Annotated in this window: 17 protein-coding genes; 10 read left to right on the forward strand and 7 right to left on the reverse strand. The window is 48.3% G+C overall.

What is annotated here, in order from left to right; translation table 11 throughout:
- Positions 1 to 62 precede the first annotated feature (62 nt).
- The gene (locus WG8_RS08870) at positions 63 to 1,217 is read right to left on the reverse strand and encodes a THUMP domain-containing class I SAM-dependent RNA methyltransferase (RefSeq protein WP_007429794.1); all 1,155 of its coding nucleotides are present in this window, start codon (positions 1,215 to 1,217) and stop codon (positions 63 to 65) included.
- A gap of 171 nt (positions 1,218 to 1,388) precedes the next feature.
- Between WG8_RS08870 and WG8_RS08875 the strand changes: the two genes are divergently transcribed.
- Positions 1,389 to 2,033: an O-methyltransferase gene (locus WG8_RS08875; RefSeq protein WP_007429795.1), complete on the forward strand. Its 645-nt coding sequence runs from the start codon at positions 1,389 to 1,391 to the stop codon at positions 2,031 to 2,033.
- Positions 2,034 to 2,146: 113 nt separating this feature from the next.
- Here WG8_RS08875 and WG8_RS08880 read toward each other — a convergent pair whose 3' ends face one another.
- Positions 2,147 to 3,367, reverse strand: coding sequence for an MFS transporter (locus tag WG8_RS08880; RefSeq protein WP_007429796.1), 1,221 nt, complete (start codon positions 3,365 to 3,367; stop codon positions 2,147 to 2,149).
- Between the two features lie 233 nt (positions 3,368 to 3,600).
- Here WG8_RS08880 and hemE point away from each other — a divergent pair, with 233 nt between their 5' ends.
- The 8 genes from hemE (at position 3,601) to WG8_RS08920 (ending at position 13,072) form a co-directional block, all read left to right on the forward strand.
- The gene (hemE, locus tag WG8_RS08885) at positions 3,601 to 4,647 is read left to right on the forward strand and encodes a uroporphyrinogen decarboxylase (protein ID WP_007429797.1); all 1,047 of its coding nucleotides are present in this window, start codon (positions 3,601 to 3,603) and stop codon (positions 4,645 to 4,647) included.
- 29 nt (positions 4,648 to 4,676) lie between these two features.
- Positions 4,677 to 5,618, forward strand: coding sequence for a ferrochelatase (hemH, locus tag WG8_RS08890; protein ID WP_007429798.1), 942 nt, complete (start codon positions 4,677 to 4,679; stop codon positions 5,616 to 5,618).
- A 7-nt stretch (positions 5,619 to 5,625) separates the two neighbouring features.
- The gene (gene hemY, locus WG8_RS08895) at positions 5,626 to 7,071 is read left to right on the forward strand and encodes a protoporphyrinogen oxidase (protein ID WP_007429799.1); all 1,446 of its coding nucleotides are present in this window, start codon (positions 5,626 to 5,628) and stop codon (positions 7,069 to 7,071) included.
- Between the two features lie 136 nt (positions 7,072 to 7,207).
- Positions 7,208 to 8,587 (forward strand): CapA family protein, encoded by a 1,380-nt coding sequence (locus tag WG8_RS08900; protein ID WP_007429800.1) that lies wholly within the window; start codon positions 7,208 to 7,210, stop codon positions 8,585 to 8,587.
- Between the two features lie 33 nt (positions 8,588 to 8,620).
- A complete protein-coding gene (locus tag WG8_RS08905) occupies positions 8,621 to 9,391 on the forward strand; it encodes a glycerophosphodiester phosphodiesterase (RefSeq protein WP_007429801.1) in 771 nt (256 codons plus the stop codon).
- Between the two features lie 38 nt (positions 9,392 to 9,429).
- On the forward strand, positions 9,430 to 10,053 hold the full coding sequence (locus WG8_RS08910) for a fumarylacetoacetate hydrolase family protein (RefSeq protein WP_007429802.1): 624 nt from the start codon (positions 9,430 to 9,432) through the stop codon (positions 10,051 to 10,053).
- A 132-nt stretch (positions 10,054 to 10,185) separates the two neighbouring features.
- Positions 10,186 to 10,986: a DUF92 domain-containing protein gene (locus WG8_RS08915; RefSeq protein WP_007429803.1), complete on the forward strand. Its 801-nt coding sequence runs from the start codon at positions 10,186 to 10,188 to the stop codon at positions 10,984 to 10,986.
- Between the two features lie 136 nt (positions 10,987 to 11,122).
- Positions 11,123 to 13,072 (forward strand): ABC-F family ATP-binding cassette domain-containing protein, encoded by a 1,950-nt coding sequence (locus WG8_RS08920; protein WP_007429804.1) that lies wholly within the window; start codon positions 11,123 to 11,125, stop codon positions 13,070 to 13,072.
- Between the two features lie 152 nt (positions 13,073 to 13,224).
- Here the strand turns inward: WG8_RS08920 and WG8_RS08925 are convergent, their stop codons facing one another.
- From WG8_RS08925 to WG8_RS08945, 5 genes are all read right to left on the reverse strand, one after another.
- The gene (locus tag WG8_RS08925) at positions 13,225 to 14,262 is read right to left on the reverse strand and encodes a M42 family metallopeptidase (protein WP_007429805.1); all 1,038 of its coding nucleotides are present in this window, start codon (positions 14,260 to 14,262) and stop codon (positions 13,225 to 13,227) included.
- A gap of 13 nt (positions 14,263 to 14,275) precedes the next feature.
- Positions 14,276 to 14,653 (reverse strand): LapA family protein, encoded by a 378-nt coding sequence (locus WG8_RS08930; RefSeq protein WP_043890938.1) that lies wholly within the window; start codon positions 14,651 to 14,653, stop codon positions 14,276 to 14,278.
- A gap of 114 nt (positions 14,654 to 14,767) precedes the next feature.
- On the reverse strand, positions 14,768 to 16,564 hold the full coding sequence (pepF, locus tag WG8_RS08935; protein ID WP_043890890.1) for an oligoendopeptidase F: 1,797 nt from the start codon (positions 16,562 to 16,564) through the stop codon (positions 14,768 to 14,770).
- A 197-nt stretch (positions 16,565 to 16,761) separates the two neighbouring features.
- Positions 16,762 to 16,950 (reverse strand): hypothetical protein, encoded by a 189-nt coding sequence (locus WG8_RS28210; protein ID WP_007429808.1) that lies wholly within the window; start codon positions 16,948 to 16,950, stop codon positions 16,762 to 16,764.
- Between the two features lie 7 nt (positions 16,951 to 16,957).
- Entirely contained in the window at positions 16,958 to 17,191 is a 234-nt protein-coding gene (locus tag WG8_RS08945; protein ID WP_029390276.1) for a hypothetical protein, read from the reverse strand.
- Between the two features lie 171 nt (positions 17,192 to 17,362).
- On the opposite strand from WG8_RS08945, the gene WG8_RS08950 reads away from it, so the two are divergent.
- Entirely contained in the window at positions 17,363 to 17,560 is a 198-nt protein-coding gene (locus tag WG8_RS08950; RefSeq protein WP_007429810.1) for a cold shock domain-containing protein, read from the forward strand.
- Positions 17,561 to 17,692: the final 132 nt, after the last annotated feature.

Consider the following 17,692-nt stretch of genomic DNA (forward strand, 5'->3'; position numbering starts at 1 on the left):
ACAAACCAGGCCAGGAGTCGAACGTGGGTTCGTTTCCTGGCCTGAGCTACATCTATTTAGGACTACGACGGCGAAATATCTTTGCGACGCGGAGGTAGAGGACCTAGATACTGATAGTATTGACATTCAATGCGGCCGTTAAACAGCTTGCGGCGCTTGTCTGCCTTGCGGCCCCAATAATGCTCAAATTGCTTGGTGGAACTGATCGCAAAGAAGGACCAGGTCTTCATTTCGGCGGCCGTGCGTGCGAGTGTACGGATCAGCTTTTCCACCTCGGCTTGCTCGCTCAGTCTTTCGCCATAAGGTGGATTTGTAATCATTACACCATATTGGCCCTCGAGTCTAACCTTGCTTGCAGGCATCACCTTCAGTGAGATGTCTTTAGCGAAGCCTGCCGCCTTCACAGCCGCCTCCGCTACTTCGATGGCACTTGGGTCAATATCGCTGCCTGCAATCTCAAAAGGAATATCATCTCGGGTCAAATCCATCGCCTCGTCGCGAGCTTGATTCCATAACTCTTTCCCGAGGACAGGCCAGTTTTCAGAATTAAAGGTGCGTCTCAGGCCTGGCGCAATATTCCAGGCTTGCATGGCGGCTTCGACCAATAAAGTACCGGAACCGCAGCACGGATCGTAGAAGGGGCGATCCGGGCTCCAGCGGCTAAGCTGAATAAGAGCAGAAGCCATCGTCTCTTTGAGAGGGGCCTCGGTAACAAGCTTGCGGTAGCCGCGTTTGTGCAGCCCTGGCCCGGTCGTATCAAGCGTCAGCAATGCCCGGTCATTCAATAGAATGACCTCAATGACGTAACGAGGGCCGTCCTCGGCAAACCAATCTGTGTGGTAGGTTTCCTTGAGCTTTTCTACAATGGCCTTCTTGACGATTCCCTGACAGGCTGGTACGCTACTAAGCTGTGATTTGTGCGAACGTCCCTCTACGGGAAACTCACCATCCACAGGAATCCAATCCTGCCATGGCAATGCTTTGGTGCCCTCGAACAGCTCGTCGAAGGTAGTTGCAGCGAATTCACCCATTTTAATAAGAACGCGGTCTGATGTGCGAAGCCACAGATTACATCGGCATATATCTATGTAATCCCCGGAAAACACGACGCGGCCATTCTCGACGCTCAGATTCTCATACCCGAGTTCTCTGAGCTCCCGGGCCACGACGGCTTCAAGTCCCATCGGCGCAGTTGCAATTAGTTGCAGTTGAGTCATTAAACGTATTCACTCCGTCCCCATAATCATGTAAGCTTGGTTCAATCCCTATAGTATAGGTCATTGTACACAAAGAGACAAATCAATCAGGCAAATCATTCAGACAAATCATTTGCGAAGGACACCGTGACCAACCTGCGTTATGATAAAAGCAAGAAGGAGAGATGATACATGGAAATTACACCAAATATGACGCCTGAACAATATGTAGACCAACTGGTACAGGAGGATGAAGCGCTGCGCAGCATCAGGGAGGCGATCATTGGAGAGGGGATGCCTGAGGTATCGGTTGCTCATCCCTACGGCAAGCTGCTGACTTTTTTAATTGAGGTGTCCGGTGCCGGGGAGGTGCTGGAAATTGGCGCACTGGGCGGATACAGCGGATTATGTCTGGCCCGTGGGCTGGGGGAAAAGGGACGAATTGTATCACTGGAGCTGAAAAAAGCTTATGCGCTACTTGCGCATAAGCATATGGAGGACAACGGTTATGGTGACCGTGTCGAATATCGTATTGGGCCTGCAGTGGACAGTTTGAAGGCGCTTCAGGAAGAAGGACGAACCTTCGACTTTTTTTTCATTGATGCGGATAAGGAAAATTACCCGGTATATTTGGAATATGCGATTGCTCTGGCGAAGCCGGGTGCCATTATTGCCGGGGATAACTGCTTCCTTCGTGGACGTACGCTGAATACAGATAAAAATGGACCTGCCGTACAGGCCGTGAGACGCTTTAATGAAATGATCGCTACAGACCCGCGTCTGGTCAGTACGCTTTTGCCGGCCTATGATGGTTTAGCACTAGCAAGAGTAAAATAGCTCGTAGCCTCCCATCTTCTATAGCTGCACCCAAAAGAACCTCCTTGTCCACAGTAATGTGGAGTGGAGGTTCTTATCTGTTCTGGAGGGCTATATTTCATCAGAGGGTTGTCTTACCTGAAATCATGCGTGGTCTTATGACTAAAAAGCTTCATACGTACCCAGAATATGTTGAGGATCAGCAGAACACCTGACATGATGAACAGTCCTTCGATGCCGATAAACCCGGACAGTACCCCACCAATAGCAGCACCCAGCATATTCCCTAGCGCCAGCGAGCTGGTATTGAAGCCGAAAGAGCGGCTTTCCATACCTTCTGGCGTATACAGCCGAATCAGTGCATTTACACTTGGCAGCAAGCCTCCCATAAACACACCCATAAAAAAGCGGATAATGACAAGTTGCCAAACTTCATTGACAAAAGCCTGCGGAATGAGCATGACTGCCGTTCCGAGTAGTGAGATGGTCAAAATTTTGTGGGCTCCTACTTGATCACTCAATCTTCCAAGCAGCGGTGCAGCTACCATATTGGATACGCCGGTAATAGCCGTTACAAAGCCGGCAATCAGTGCGATTCCTTCTGCGGAGCCATATAACTTCTGCACATACAATGGCAGCAGTGACACTGTGCTGATCATGGCAAACTGGAGCAGGAATGTTACGGTGAACAAAGCTGGGAGCTGAGGCGTATGGCTTAGCTCCTTTAGTCCGGCAAGCACCGAAATTTGCGGAGTGCGTGCGGCTTCCGCTTTGCTGAAGTTTTCTTTAACCAGGAACATTGCAATTAAAGAGGCGAGGAAAACAAGAGCTCCAGTAATGTAAAAGATCGGTCTGAACCCGACCAAGTCAGCCAAAAAGCCACCTAGCAGAGGGCCAAGAATCGTGCCGGCCATCTGGCCAGATTGCATAATACCCATAGCGAATCCGGTTCGCTCTTTAGGCGTGGTACCCGAAACCAGGGAAATGGAGGCCGGGTTGAAGCCCGAAATCGTACCGTTCAGCAGACGAAGTGCCAACAGCTGCCAAGGATGGGTGACCAAGCCCATGCATCCGATCACGAGAGCCATACCGAAGCCTGAGCGAAGCAGCATGACTTTGCGCCCATATCGATCAGCCAGCTTGCCCCATAAAGGCTGGAATATAAATGAGGTCATAAAGTTTGCGGCAAAAATAACTCCGGCCCATAGACCGATATCGTGCTCTCCCTTTACATGGAGATCATGAGCCAGATACAGGGCGAGGAACGGAGTTACCATTGTAATACCCGCGTTGACCAGAAATTGACCGAACCAAAGCACTATAAGGTTGATTTTCCATGTCTCCCACGATTTCAATGTGCGCTCACTTCCTTTCTGCCATTCTTATCCTGTTGTAATAAATGCTTATCTATATATAATTTCCCCGGAGCTTTAAAAAAGCCATTCCTCTAGTATAACACACTTCATTGAAACTTTATCCAAATGTCATGGGTTTGTCATGGTTTGTTCGAGAGCGGCGGTTGTTACGACTCTTGAAAAAGGGCATAATTAAAATATAGTATTTATGATTCGAACTGGAGGCTGAAGTCATGACCTACAATGATACCTTTATTCGCGCTTGCCGCAAGCAGGCTGTGGATCATATTCCCGTATGGTACATGCGGCAGGCCGGAAGGTATGACCCTGAGTATCGCAAAATTAAAGAAAAATACACGTTGCTAGAAATTTGCCGTCAGCCCGAGCTGGCCGCAGAAGTGACTTTAATGCCCGTGCGCAAGCTTGGGGTAGACGCTGCTATTTTATATTCTGATATTATGAATCCGGTGGCCTCGCTTGGGGTTGATTTTGATATTGTCAAAAATATTGGTCCGGTTATCGATAATCCGATCCGGTCAGCTGCGGATGTAGACAATCTGCGCCCGATTGATGTGGAACGCGATCTGGGTCATATTTTGGAAACGATTCGTATTTTGGACCGTGAACTGAAAGTGCCATTAATTACGTTCGCTGGAGCACCTTTTACAATTGCAAGCTATTTAATAGAAGGAAGACCATCCAAAGGATATATTCGCACCAAAGCGATGATGTATGGGGAGCCTGAGCTGTGGTATCGTCTGATGGATAAGCTGGGGGATATGGTTATTACATACGTGCGTGCTCATATCGCTAACGGCGGTAAGGCATTTCAATTGTTTGACAGCTGGGTAGGCGCGCTTACGCCTTATGATTTCCAGACTTTTGTACTGCCCACCATTACACGTATTTTTCATGAATTGTCCGATCTGAATGTACCTAAAATTTATTTTCCAGGTGTAAGCTCCGGTGAGTTGCTCCCCCATTTAAATGGGGTAAAAGCCGATGTGATTGGACTGGACTGGCGGGTAAGTATACCTGAAGGACGTCGCCGTCTGGGGAACGGTTTTGGTGTGCAGGGAAACCTGGACCCTTATGTGCTCACTGCCCCAATGGATGTTATCAAGCAGTATGCAAAAAAAATCGTAGATGAAGGAATACTGGAGCCAGGATATATTTTTAATCTGGGACACGGATTATTTCCTGAAGCCTCGCTAGATAAATTAAGAGAGCTCACCGAATATGTACACGAGTATTCCCGCACCGTTTTGCCAAAGAATTGACATTAGAACTATTCAAGAGGTGACTGCTAATGAAAACCAAAGTGGGTGTACTGGTTATGTCCTACGGGACGCCGGAGAGTCTGGATCAGGTGGAAGCCTATTATACACATATTCGTCGCGGCAATGCCCCCTCGCCGGAGCAATTAAAAGAATTGAAAGACCGCTATGAAGCTATTGTGGGCGGTGTTTTTCCGCTGCGTCAGAATACGGATCGTCAGGTTCAAAACCTGCAGGAAACCTTAAATCGGGAGAATCGCAACCCGGACATTGAATTTATCTGTTATCAGGGACTCAAACATGCCAAGCCGTTTATTGAGGATGGTGTGGAAGCGATGGTGCAGGATGGCATCCGTAAAGCGGTGGGTGTTGTTCTGGCTCCCCATTATTCTGTTATGAGTGTTGGTACTTACATTAAGCGTGCGCAGGCCAAGGCACAGGAGCTTGATCTGGCCATCTCTTTTGTGGAGAGCTATCATCTTCATCCAAAGCTGATTAAGACGCTCACCGAGCGTGTGAATGCCAAGCTGGCGCTTTTTGAAGAAGTTGGGGCCAATAGGGACGAGGTTCGTGTTCTGTTCAGTGCACACAGCTTGCCTGAGCGGATTTTGGCTATGGGTGATCCCTATGTGGAGCAATTAATGGCTACATCGCAGGCTGTTGCTGACAAGGCTGGGATTGCCAATTGGCAGTTTACGTGGCAAAGCGCTGGTCGTACAGCAGAGCCTTGGCTGGGGCCGGACATTTTGGATACCATGCACAGTCTCAAGGAAGAGCAGGTAGAGTATGTGCTCGCTGCGCCAGTTGGCTTCGTATCCGATCACTTGGAAGTGCTATACGATCTGGATATTGAAGCGCAGGCTTTGGCGAAGGAGCTGGATATGCGTTTTCAGCGCATAGATTCACTCAACAGTGATCCGCTGTATATGGAGACGCTTAGTGATGTCATCATAGACCAATGGAAAAAGGGATGAGGACATAATGGAGCAAAAATTACGCAAGATTGTGATTGTAGGCGGCGGCTTGACCGGACTTAGCGCAGCTTTTTACACACGGAAAATGTACAGGGAAGCTGACTATACACCACGAATTACACTGGTGGAGAAAGCTCCTGTGCTGGGCGGCAAAATTGAAACACTGCATAAAGACGGGTTTGTGATTGAAAAGGGACCGGATTCCTTTCTGGCCCGTAAAACGGCCATGGTAGACCTGGCGAAAGAGCTGGAGTTGGATCATGAGCTGGTAAGCACGAACCCCGACGCCAAAAAGACATACATTTTGCATGAAGGAAAGCTTCATCCGATGCCTCCCGGTCTGGTATTGGGCATTCCAACAGAGCTGCAACCATTTCTGCGCAGCGGATTGATCTCTTTGGGTGGGAAATTACGGGCTATGATGGATTTTGTTATTCCTCCCCGTCGCGAACAAGGTGACGAGTCGTTAGGTGATTTTATTGAACGTCGACTGGGCAAGGAAGTGCTGGAGAATGTGACCGAGCCGCTGCTGGCCGGTATCTACGCCGCCAACATGAAGACGCTAAGTTTGCAAGCGACCTTCCCGCAATTTGCTGAGGTTGAACAGCAATACGGAAGCCTCATTCACGGGATGATGACTGGGAGAAAACCAGCCGAGACGCATACAGGCACGAAAAAAAGCGTCTTTTTGACCTTTCGTCAGGGCCTGCAAAGTTTGGTCCATGCGTTGCTGAATGATTTGCATGACTGCGATTTACGCACGGGAATTGCTGTTACCGAATTCACAAAGACAACAGAAAGTGAAGATAGCGCTTATCGCGTTTTACTGGACAATGGAGAGACGCTGGAGGCGGACGATATTTTTGTAACGACTCCAAACTTTGTCGCTGCACCACTCTTGCGAGAGCATGTGAATGTGGCTGCACTGGAGGCCGTAAATTACGTATCCGTGGCAAACGTGGTCATGGCCTTCGATAAAAAAGATATTGAGAACGTCTTTGACGGTTCCGGTTTTCTCGTTCCTCGCAAAGAGGGACGCAGTGTGACGGCTTGTACGTGGACGTCTGCGAAGTGGCTGCATACTAGCCCGGATGATAAGGTGCTGCTGCGCTGCTATGTTGGGCGAGCAGGGGCGGAAGAAACCGTAGACCTGCCGGATGATGATTTGATTGCGCTGGTACGGCAGGATTTAAAAGAAATGATGGGAGTTACAGCGACTCCACTGTTTACGGAAATCACGCGTCTTCGCAATTCCATGCCGCAATATCCAGTTGGGCATCCGCAAGCTATAGCCGATCTGCGGGAAGAACTGCGAACTGCCATGCCGGGAGTGTATGTTTTGGGCGCTGGCTATGATGCGATTGGCTTGCCGGATTGCATCCGTCAGGCCAAGGAGTGGGCCGCTAATGCCGTCCAAGCAGCACAGCAGGAAGCGGTTAAGTTACAGGTGTAAATGTTCGTTGATGAGCCCTTCGTGTTCCAGGCGAGGGGTTCTATTTATATTGAAATTTGATATATAATGGAGAAGGTGAAAAATTCACCGAATAAAAGGAATTCATGTATATGCTATGGCATAGAAGGAGTGAAGAATGCACCCTCCCAGAACAAAGCGAAATGAAGGTAGGAAGAAAGCGAGAAAAATCAAAATAGGCAAGGCTTGGATTATGACGAATCTTGTCCTGCTGCTTATGATCATAGGTCTTTTCGGTTATTATTACATATTTGAACGCGGCAGCAGTACACTTGCGGACAACGCGGAGCCTTCGCAATCACAGCAAAACGTTCAACCGGAATCTTCCGGGGAAGAACGGTCTTCTATTCCGGTGAGTAAAAATGTTACAGCCTTGTCCAGTAAACAACTGAACGATGGCTCCAATGTAGATGAGCAAGCTGCTGACGATGGAACGAAGCAAGCTGCTGATGCTGCTGTAGATACGGGCAATCGTTCCGTAGCACCGTCTGATACGCAAGCCCCCGTAGGCAACACTTCAGACTCGGGTTCACCTCAGGAGAATGACGGGAAGGCTTCATCCACAGTCACGCTTCACTTTGTAGGGGATGTGCAGTTTTCCGGTAAGGTTGAGCAGAGGTTGGAGAAAAACGGATTTGATTTCCCATATCAATATCTTGGAAACTTGTTTCGCAAAGATGATCTGACGATTGCCAATCTGGAAACGCCGGTGACAACCGGTGGTGTTGGTGCGTTAAATAAAACGTACGTGTACAAATCTTCTCCCAAGGCGTTAACTGCATTAGCAGCGGCGGGGATAGATGCTGTAAATTTGGCCAATAATCATATTTTGGATCAGGGTACAGGCGGGTTACTGGATACACTAAAATATTTGGATGAAAAGGGTATAGCGCATGTTGGAGCCGGACGTAATGCCAAAGAAGCGTACGCGCCGCACTATTTTGACCGCAAAGGCATTAAAATTGCGTTGTTAGGAGCTACACGTGTCATGCCTGATGCCAATTGGAATGCAGGTGTCAAACAGCCTGGTGTTGCCGGAGCATATGATTCGACTGCGATCGTGAAGGCCATCCGCGAGGCACGAAGGCAGGCAGATCTGGTGATTGTCATTGCCCATTGGGGGAAGGAGCGCGCCACTACTCTGGAGCCACATCAAATCGAGTTGTCGCACGCCTTTATTGATGCCGGGGCCGATATTGTCATCGGCGGTCACCCGCATGTGCTTCAAGGGCTGGAGCAATATAAAGGCAAATGGATCGCATACAGCACAGGCAATTTTATTTTTTCCAAATCAACGGTGCCAGCCACTTGGGACACAGCGATATTTCAGGCAACCTGTACCCGTAGCGGGGCTTGCGACATGAAGCTGACTCCTTACCGGGCCGAGCTCGGTCAACCGATCCCGCTGCAGGATGCGGAGGCCAGCAAAATTTTGCAGAGAGTAGCAGCACTATCGCCGGGAAATGTCACGATAGGTGCGGATGGTACAGTAAGATGAAGAACTCCTTTGTGGATGGAGGTCATGATTGGGATGAAGCATTTGTGTGTGGCTCACCGTGGTTTTTCAGGCATTGCTCCCGAGAACACGATGGCGGCCTTTAGACTTGCGCTGGAGCAGCCGTTTGTACACTGGATTGAGCTGGATGTACAACTGTCGAAGGACGGTGTTCCGGTGGTCATCCATGATTTTACGCTGGAGCGAACGACGAATGGGACGGGACGGGTAAAGGATTCAGATTGGAAAGAGCTGCAACAACTAGATGCAGGTAGCTGGAAAAATGCGAAATATTATGGAGAAAAAATCCCTTCTCTCGCACAGGTGTTGGATCTGTGCCGCGGCCGGGTATCACTCAATATTGAGCTTAAAACAGCGGGCGATATGTATCCAGGTCTGGAGAAAGCCGTACTCCGTGAAATTATAATGAGAGACATGGAGGGTGAGGTGGTATTGACCTCCTTTGAGCGTGCTGCTTTACGCCACACCAAAGAGCTGGCACCTGCGATCCGTACCGGACTTATTATCGACGCGCGTCCGGACGATTTGGCGAAGCAACTGGAAAAGCTGCAATGCTCTTTTTTATCCATGGGCTATCCGCGTCTGGATCGTAGTTTATTGAAGAACCTGATAGGACGTGGTATTACGGTTATGGCGTGGACGGTGGATGATCGCCGTATCATGCGGAGATTATCCGCACTACATCCTGAATTGATGATTTGTACCAACTGGCCGGACCGCTGGGAGCAGGTTTTTTTGCATTCCAAGCACCGCTTGTGGCATTATATACGTAATCTTATTCGTTAAATCAATGTACTACATATGTGGGAAGGATGGCGGTTGTAATGAACACGGAAATTCGTAATGTTTACTGTGTCGGACGCAATTATAAGCTGCATGCAGAGGAATTGGGGAATGATGTTCCTACAGAACCGATGATTTTTTTAAAGCCTTCCCATGCGGTTGTGCCGCTGGATGGTGCCACGCTGGAGCTTCCTCAGGGGAAAGGTGATATTCATTTTGAGGCTGAGCTGGTTGTGGCTGTCGGGCGTAATTACGAGCCGGGGATGTCCGCAGATACGTGTCTGAGCGCTTTTGCATTCGGCATTGATTTTACGCTGCGTGATGTACAAAGTGCTCTTAAGAAAAAAGGTCATCCATGGACGGCTGCCAAGGGCTTTAAGTCGGCTGCTCCTGTGACGCCTTTCCTGCCCTTGGAGAACCTGGACGTACTGGGGCAGCAGGATTTTAGCTTGCTCAAAAATGGACAGGAAGTACAACGCGGGCATATCAAGGATATGATTTTTTCCATCGAAAACATCGTTGAATACATAGCGACTCATTATGGGCTGGGTGAGGGTGATATCATTTTTACAGGCACTCCGGACGGCGTTGGTCCAATCACAAGCGGGGATCACTTCGAGCTTTTCTGGGGAAGTGATCGTCAGGGAAGCTGCACCATCGCCTAAATAGTCCGTGAAACAATATCAATGAAGATGAGTAAAGTAGGGATTTTCTTGGTGATTCGATTAGTGGTTGGGTCTATTGGTCGGATAGTAAAGGTCGAATAGAAAGATTCCATTCACAAGCGGGGGGATTTCATGGATTGGATCATCGGCTTGCTTTGCGCTGCTGTGGTGGCGGGGGCTGCTTTTTATAAAAAATCCTTAACGCTATCCGGCTTTGTCGCAGCTGTATTGATGGGAACCGTGTATTATGGGGCAGGCAATCTGTTCTGGTTCGGTACATTGCTCCTGTTTTTCATAACATCAACTCTCCTGTCAAGGTTCAAAAAGGAGCGCAAGGCTGAGCTTGAAAAATCGTATGCCAAAACCGGCAATCGGGATGCAGGCCAGGTATGGGCTAATGGGGGATTAGGTATGCTGCTATGTCTGGGGTATACCATATGGCCCCACATGGCCTGGCAGCTGGCATTTGTTGGTGTCATGGCTACAGTCACATCCGATACATGGGCAACGGAATTCGGCAGTCTGAGCCGTAAGCCGCCACGTTCGGTGCTTAACGGAAAGGTGCTGGCACCCGGAACCTCGGGAGGCGTATCTGCAATGGGAACGACTGCGGCCCTGGCTGGGGGCGTACTGATCGGAATAGGTGCATGGGCCTTTGAATATGCCATAGGAACGCCGATCTTGCCGATATGGCTGTGGGCATTGATTGGAGGCATATCCGGCAGTGCGGGAGCCTTTGCTGATTCCTATCTTGGTGCTACGGTGCAGAGGATGCGTTCCTGCACGGTTTGTGGACGGGAAGTAGAAGTAGACTCGCATTGTGGACAAGCAACAGTATATATGCGTGGCTGGCATTGGATGAGTAATGATCGCGTGAATAGCATTAGTTCTATTTTCGGAGGACTGGTTGCTCTTGTAGGTATTTTCTTTTAATCTGAATAATCCTGGCATCTCGTAGCTAAAAACCGTACTGACATTGCTCAGGTAACGGTTTTTTTTAATCATTAGCTATGTCTGTGTTAAAATAAACAGGATGCAGTACAAAACTGGGGAAGAGTAGGGAATCCGTATGAATATTATGACCGTTGAACATATAATGAAAAGCTATGGTGAAAAAGTGTTGTTTCAGGATGCTTCCTTTGGTATGGATGAACGTGACAAAATAGGAGTTGTCGGTGTGAACGGTACCGGTAAATCGACGTTTTTACGAGTGATTTCCGGGCTGGAGCCGCCAGATGATGGCAATATTGCAGTGAACAATGATGTACGTATTCAGTATTTGGCGCAAAACCCGGAGTTTGATCCTGAGATGAAGGTACTCCAGCATATTTTTCACGGCAACCAGCCAGAAATGAAAGCCGTGCGTGAATACACGGAAACCATGGAGCTGCTGGAACTGAATCCGGGCAGTGAGGAGCTTCAAAGCCGTCTGTTGCGGGCAAGCCAGCAAATGGATACGTTTCAGGCATGGCAGTTGGAGAGCGAGGCCAAAAATATACTTACCCGGCTGGGAATTACCCAGTTTGAGGCGCGTATGGGCGTTCTTTCCGGCGGTCAGCGCAAGCGGGTAGCTTTAGCGGCGGCTTTGATCCAACCCTGCGAGCTGCTCATTCTGGACGAGCCTACCAACCATATTGATAATGAGTCCGTGGAGTGGCTGGAGCAATATTTACAAAAAAGACGCGGTGCGCTATTAATGATCACGCATGATCGTTATTTTCTGGATCGAGTTGCGAATGTCATGCTGGAGCTGGATCATGGACGGCTTTTCCGCTATGAGGCCAATTACACCCGTTTTCTGGAGCTGAAAGCAGAACGAGAGGAGCGGGAGGCGTCTTCGGAACAGAAAAGGAAAAACCTGCTGCGTAATGAGCTGGCCTGGATTCGGCGGGGAGCAAAGGCTCGTTCGACCAAGCAGAAAGCGCGTATTGAGCGCTATGAGCAGCTCAGGGATCAGCAGCCGGAAGCTCGTTCAGGGTCTGTAGAAATGTCTGTAGCCTCTACGCGTCTCGGTAAAAAGATATTGGAGCTGGAGCATCTGTCCAAATCGGTAGATTCCCGCAAGCTGATACACGATTTGAGCTATATCGCGGTTCCAGGGGATCGTGTCGGTATCCTGGGTCCCAATGGCAGTGGGAAATCTACCCTGCTGCAAATGATTGCCCAGCGTGTGGAACCGGATTCCGGCAGTGTTGTGCTGGGACCGACCGTGAAACTTGGCTATTTTACTCAGGAACATCAGGAAATGAACGAATCACTGCGTGTCATTGAGTACATCAAGGAAGAGGCTGAAGTGATTCGTACAGCAGACGGATCAACGATTACAGCTGCGCAAATGCTGGAGCGTTTCCTGTTTGCGCCCAACGCGCAATGGACGGTAATTTCGCGACTGTCCGGGGGGGAGAAACGGCGCTTGTACCTGCTGCGTGTCCTGATGTCCGCCCCCAATGTGCTGCTACTGGATGAGCCTACAAATGATCTGGATATTCAGACCCTTTCTGTACTGGAAGACTATCTGGATGAATTTCCGGGCGTGGTTTTCATCGTTTCTCATGATCGCTACTTCCTAGACCGGACGGTGGATAAAATACTGGCATTTGAAGGCGAAGGACAGGTACGAGTGCATGTGGGCGACTACAGCGAGTATGCAGAATGGATGAGCAAAAATGCTCAATCATCTGCGGCTACGCCTGTCTCGCCGGGTACAGCTTCTGCGGCCCGGTCTTCTGCGTCAAAGTCAGCAGGTGCTTCGAATTCGGTCAAGGAGACAAGCAAAACCAAGCTTAAATTCACCTTTAAGGAACAGCGGGAATATGAGCAAATTGACGACCTGATTGAACAAGCCGAAGAGAAGTTAGCCGACATCCAGCGACAAATGGAGGAGGCTTTCAGTGATTCTGCCCGGCTACAGGAGCTTATGGCTGAGCAAGCAAAGGCTGAAGAGCATCTGGAGTATCAAATGGAGCGGTGGACCTACCTGAACGAGCTTGCCGAGCAAATTGAACAAAGCAAGTCATAAGCATTCATATAGCACGTAACCAACATGGTGCAGGAGCGATTTTTTTCTCGTTGCTCAGACTAAAAAAGCAAGTCTCCGTAAAACCGGAAGACTTGCTTTTTTTAATTACTGGTCTATTGCCTGATGTAACAGGGCGGCTGTCATCATCCAGATTAAACCGTCACATAAGCCGCAAGCAGACGGGCAGTGTTCAACACAGCCTGCTTATGCGTACGCTCCATCGCGTGGGAGGCGTGTACACCGGGGCCGATCAGTGCGGCCCGGATATTGTTGCCTGCTTTCAGCGCAGCCGAGGCGTCCGAGCCGTAGTGCGGATAAATATCAACTGCATACGGAATACGAAGCTCTTTGGCCAGCTCAATCAGACGAGTTGTCATATGATAATCATAGGGCCCGGAGGAATCCTTGGCACAGATCGAAACATCCGTTTCCTTGCAGTTCAGATCTTCACCTATACAGCCCATATCGACAGCTATCATCTCAGTGATTCCTTCGGGTATGTATGCCGCTCCGTGTCCTACTTCCTCATAGTTGGAAATGAGCAATTTAATAGTATGCCGAGGCTTCCAGCCTTCGTGTACGGCGGATTGCAGTAAACCAAATAGCGCAGCCACACTGGCTTTATCATCCAGATGCCGTGATTTGATGAAGCCGCTTGGTGTTACAACCGGACGGGCATCAAACGAAATAAAATCGCCCACCGCAATGCCTAGCTGTAGCACGTCTTCCTTTGATTCGACCCGTTCGTCAATCCGTATCTCCATATGACTTTCTTTGCGCTCAAAACTTCGTGCATCGTCATAGACATGCACGGATGGATGAGTGGACAGAATGGTGCCTGTATACGTTTGTCCGCTTCTGGTATGAATAAGACAGTATTCGTTCTCAATGCTATTCATCATAAAGCCGCCGACGGATGTCAGACGCAAGGCGCCTTGATTGGTAATCGAGCGCACCATCGCGCCCAATGTATCCACATGCGCGCTCAGCGCCAGCGTATGGCCTGTTTCCTGACCTTCCAAGGTTAAGATGGCGCCTCCCTTGGCGTTCCATTCGATCGGAACCCCGAGGCTTTCGGCTTCCTTGCGGATCAGTTCCATTACATGATGAGTATACCCGCTGGGGCTGGGTGTGTTCAGCAGCTGTTGTAGAAAGCTCATCATGTAATTTTCATTCAATTGAATCGTCATTTGGTGCTCCTCCTCATTTGGACAACCGATCAGGGTTAGAGGACGGTTGCTCTGTAACTCTGTCGGATATAGACAATGTGCTGGATGAATCAGGTGTGTCATAGGTCGTATGCGCATATGCTTCCATCGCGGAGTTATGCTCTTCTTGCAGTGTATGAAGCTGAACAGTCAGACGTTTAAGTTCTCTCTGAAGCTTGTATTGGCGGAAGATACCGAATGAACCGACGATAAGTCCACCTAAAAGAGTGCAGCCAAGAATAAGTAGGATCAAGGGGATATTCACTACACTAAACAGAAGGTTCACTTGAACCGAGTTCACATTAATGACAGCAAATACAGCCGTTAACAAAGCGATAACAAGAGCAGCGATTAAAGACCATTGTGTTTTCAAATTGCCACCTCCTCCCGTTCCATTCTTACGGTACATTATAAAATCCCTTGCCCGCCATGGACAAGGGATTTATCCGTGCATCGTTTCAATGCTGGATTGTATGCGTACACGGTTCTATTTGCCTTCTGTCAGCTTTTCCATTTCCGTAATGACTTCCTCGAATACGCTCATCGCCTCGCGAATTGGCTGCGGTGAGGACATATCGACACCAGCATTCTTCAAAATATTGATAGAATAATCGCTGCCGCCGCTCTTCAAGAAGCCTAAGTAACGGTCAACGGCCGGCTGGCCTTCTTCGAGAATTTGTTTCGAGAAGCTGGTTGCTGCCGAGAAGCCGGTAGCATATTTGTAGACATAAAAACTGTTATAAAAATGGGGGATACGCGCCCATTCCATTTCAATGTCTTTGTCTACCTTCATGCCTGGGCCGTGATATTTCACATTCAGATCATAGTAAATTTCCGACAAAAGCTGCGGCGTAAGGGATTCTCCCTGTTCTGCGCGTTCATGTACGATCTTCTCGAATTCCGCAAACATCGTTTGACGGAATACCGTTGTACGGAATTGGTCCGCATAGTAGGTAAGGAGATACATTTTCTCTTTTGGATCGGTAGATTTGTTCAGCAGGTAGTCCATCAGCAACGCTTCATTGGTCGTGGAAGCTACTTCAGCCAGGAAAATGGTGTACTGTGCATCCCTGTACTTCAACGCGTTGTCTGAATAATAGGAGTGCAACGCGTGCCCCATTTCATGAGCAAGTGTAAACATGCTGTTCAGGTTATCCTTATGATTTAGGAGTACATAAGGATGGGTGCCATAAGCTCCCCAGCTGTAAGCGCCTGTACGTTTATTTTCATTTTCGTATACGTCAATCCAGCGCTCATCATAGCCTTTTTGCAATGAGGCCAGATAATCCTTACCGAGTGGCTTAAGACCTTCCAACGTTTGCTTTTTGGCGTCTTCATACGTAATGTCCATTTTGTATTCGTCCACAAGCGGAGCGAACAAATCATACATATGAAGCTCATCCACACCTAACAGCTTTTTACGCAGCTTGATATAACGATGGAGCAGAGGCAGACTTTCATGAATGGTATCAATGAGATTCGTATACACTTCCTTCGGAATATTGTCACCGTATAGTGACATTTCCAATACGGAAGGATATTTGCGAACACGAGAATAAAAAATATTTTTATTCACATTGGCATTCAGTGTGGAAGCAATCGTATTTTTATTTTTGGCATACGTGTCATAGACTGCTTTAAAAGCACGCTCACGTACTTCACGATGCGGACTTTCGAGAAATTGAATATAGCTGCCATGGGTCAGCTCAACCTCTTTGCCGTTTTCATCCTTAATTTTAGGGAATTTTAAATCGGCGTTGTTCAGCATACCGAAAATCGTTTGCGGAGCCTGAGCCAGATTGCCAACCTGAGCAAGCAGCGCTTCTTCTGCTTTGCCCAAAACATGCGCCTTTTCCCGCTTCATTTCTTGAAGGGTAAATTTGTAATCCGTCAGCTTCGGATCTTCAATGAAGGCATCAAGCTGTTGATCCGGCAGGGCCAAAATTTCCGGTGTCACGAAAGAAAGCGACTCACTAACCTCAACGCCTAATTTTTTGGCTTTTTGGGAAAGCCCTTGATATGTAGGTTCAGCCGTATCCTCATCATGATGCAGATGGGCGTACACATAGACCCGCTCGGTTTTGAGCGACAGTTCATCTTCCAGTTTAAAGCAGTTGCCAATCGCTTCGGCTGAATTCAGCTTGCCTTGGAATTGTGCAGCCTTTTTGGCTAATTGTTTGACTTCTTCGTATTCTTGGTCCCATGCTTTGCGGTCAGGAAACAGGTCTTCCAGTTTCCATGTATTTTCCACCGGCGCATCGGCGCGTTTTACAATTTTACTCATGGGGAGCCTCCTCTGATCGAACATAATGTGGGGTAGGGCTGCGGCGGCAAGGGACGGATGCCAAAACGAAGAAACCGCCACGCTTACCGCAAGCAGCAGGGCAAGAGGTTTTACAGGATGCATATAACGGCATATCCTCCTTATACCATGGCTTGTAGCCATAGTATGACCTCTTGCCTCCGAAAGTATAATTTTCCTTACTGTGGGTTGGAACCTATATTTAATAAGCTGTATACAATAAGATAAAAGGCAAGGCAAACCATGATCACGGCAGTGAGGGCCATCCACTTTTTGAGAGGAGCCGGTATCGTATCACGTTTCATAATCAGCACTCCGCCCAGCGTGAAGGCCAAAATAATGAAGATGAGATAGCTGTTGGATACCATGAGTCAGCTATACCTGTTTGAAAGCGTCCATGATCCGCTGCCACTCTTCCTCGTTATCTTGAAAGGACTGCTTGGGAAACCGATTTTGAGCCCACTGCATCAGCGCCGGACGGCTCAAAAAAGTGTGGGCTTCCTCGCCCCAATCATCGGATATTTCCCTTAGAACGATGTAACGGCCCTGCACTTCGACTGTCATCATGTTCCACTTGTCTTTTTTGTATATTTCGTGTTTTTTCATCATATGCATGTCTCCGTTAATAGATGTTTTGGTTCATGATACCGCAGTTTCCGCCGCAAAAGCAAATCATTCCAGCTTGAAAATTCATCAAAAACATCAATTGCATTGTGAAAAAGCATGAAGTATAATATGGATATTCGCCATAGATGGCGGTATTTTTAGGAGGTTGTTCACTTGAAAGGTACAGTTAAATGGTTTAACGCAGAAAAAGGTTATGGCTTCATCCAAGTGGATGGTGGCGAGGACGTATTCGTACACTTCTCCGCAATCCAAGGCGACGGCTTCAAAACTTTGGAAGAAGGTCAAGCGGTTGAATTCGAAATTACTGAAGGTAACCGTGGACCACAAGCAGCTAACGTTATCAAACTGTAAGTGTAACTGAATTGTAAGAATTGTTCCGTTCTACGGATGTCTTATATATTACGGTTAAACAATGAATTGAAAGCGCAGTTCCTTAAATTTAAGGAACTGCGCTTTTTTGCGTAAAAACGTTTATGATATGAA

Origin of the sequence: Paenibacillus sp. Aloe-11, assembly GCF_000245715.1 — a bacterium.
GTDB classification, from domain to species: Bacteria; Bacillota; Bacilli; order Paenibacillales; family Paenibacillaceae; genus Paenibacillus; species Paenibacillus kribbensis.

Bases quoted from the DNA above. Each gene is read 5' to 3' on its own strand.
- WG8_RS08870 (WP_007429794.1), bottom strand. From the start codon at position 1,217: ATGACTCAACTGCAACTAATTGCAACTGCGCCGATGGGACTTGAAGCC.
- WG8_RS08875 (WP_007429795.1), top strand. From the start codon at position 1,389: ATGGAAATTACACCAAATATGACGCCTGAACAATATGTAGACCAACTG.
- hemE (WP_007429797.1), top strand. From the start codon at position 3,601: ATGACCTACAATGATACCTTTATTCGCGCTTGCCGCAAGCAGGCTGTG.
- hemH (WP_007429798.1), top strand. From the start codon at position 4,677: ATGAAAACCAAAGTGGGTGTACTGGTTATGTCCTACGGGACGCCGGAG.
- hemY (WP_007429799.1), top strand. From the start codon at position 5,626: ATGGAGCAAAAATTACGCAAGATTGTGATTGTAGGCGGCGGCTTGACC.
- WG8_RS08900 (WP_007429800.1), top strand. From the start codon at position 7,208: ATGCACCCTCCCAGAACAAAGCGAAATGAAGGTAGGAAGAAAGCGAGA.
- WG8_RS08905 (WP_007429801.1), top strand. From the start codon at position 8,621: ATGAAGCATTTGTGTGTGGCTCACCGTGGTTTTTCAGGCATTGCTCCC.
- WG8_RS08910 (WP_007429802.1), top strand. From the start codon at position 9,430: ATGAACACGGAAATTCGTAATGTTTACTGTGTCGGACGCAATTATAAG.
- WG8_RS08915 (WP_007429803.1), top strand. From the start codon at position 10,186: ATGGATTGGATCATCGGCTTGCTTTGCGCTGCTGTGGTGGCGGGGGCT.
- WG8_RS08920 (WP_007429804.1), top strand. From the start codon at position 11,123: ATGAATATTATGACCGTTGAACATATAATGAAAAGCTATGGTGAAAAA.
- WG8_RS08925 (WP_007429805.1), bottom strand. From the start codon at position 14,262: ATGACGATTCAATTGAATGAAAATTACATGATGAGCTTTCTACAACAG.
- pepF (WP_043890890.1), bottom strand. From the start codon at position 16,564: ATGAGTAAAATTGTAAAACGCGCCGATGCGCCGGTGGAAAATACATGG.
- WG8_RS28210 (WP_007429808.1), bottom strand. From the start codon at position 16,950: ATGGTATCCAACAGCTATCTCATCTTCATTATTTTGGCCTTCACGCTG.
- WG8_RS08945 (WP_029390276.1), bottom strand. From the start codon at position 17,191: ATGATGAAAAAACACGAAATATACAAAAAAGACAAGTGGAACATGATG.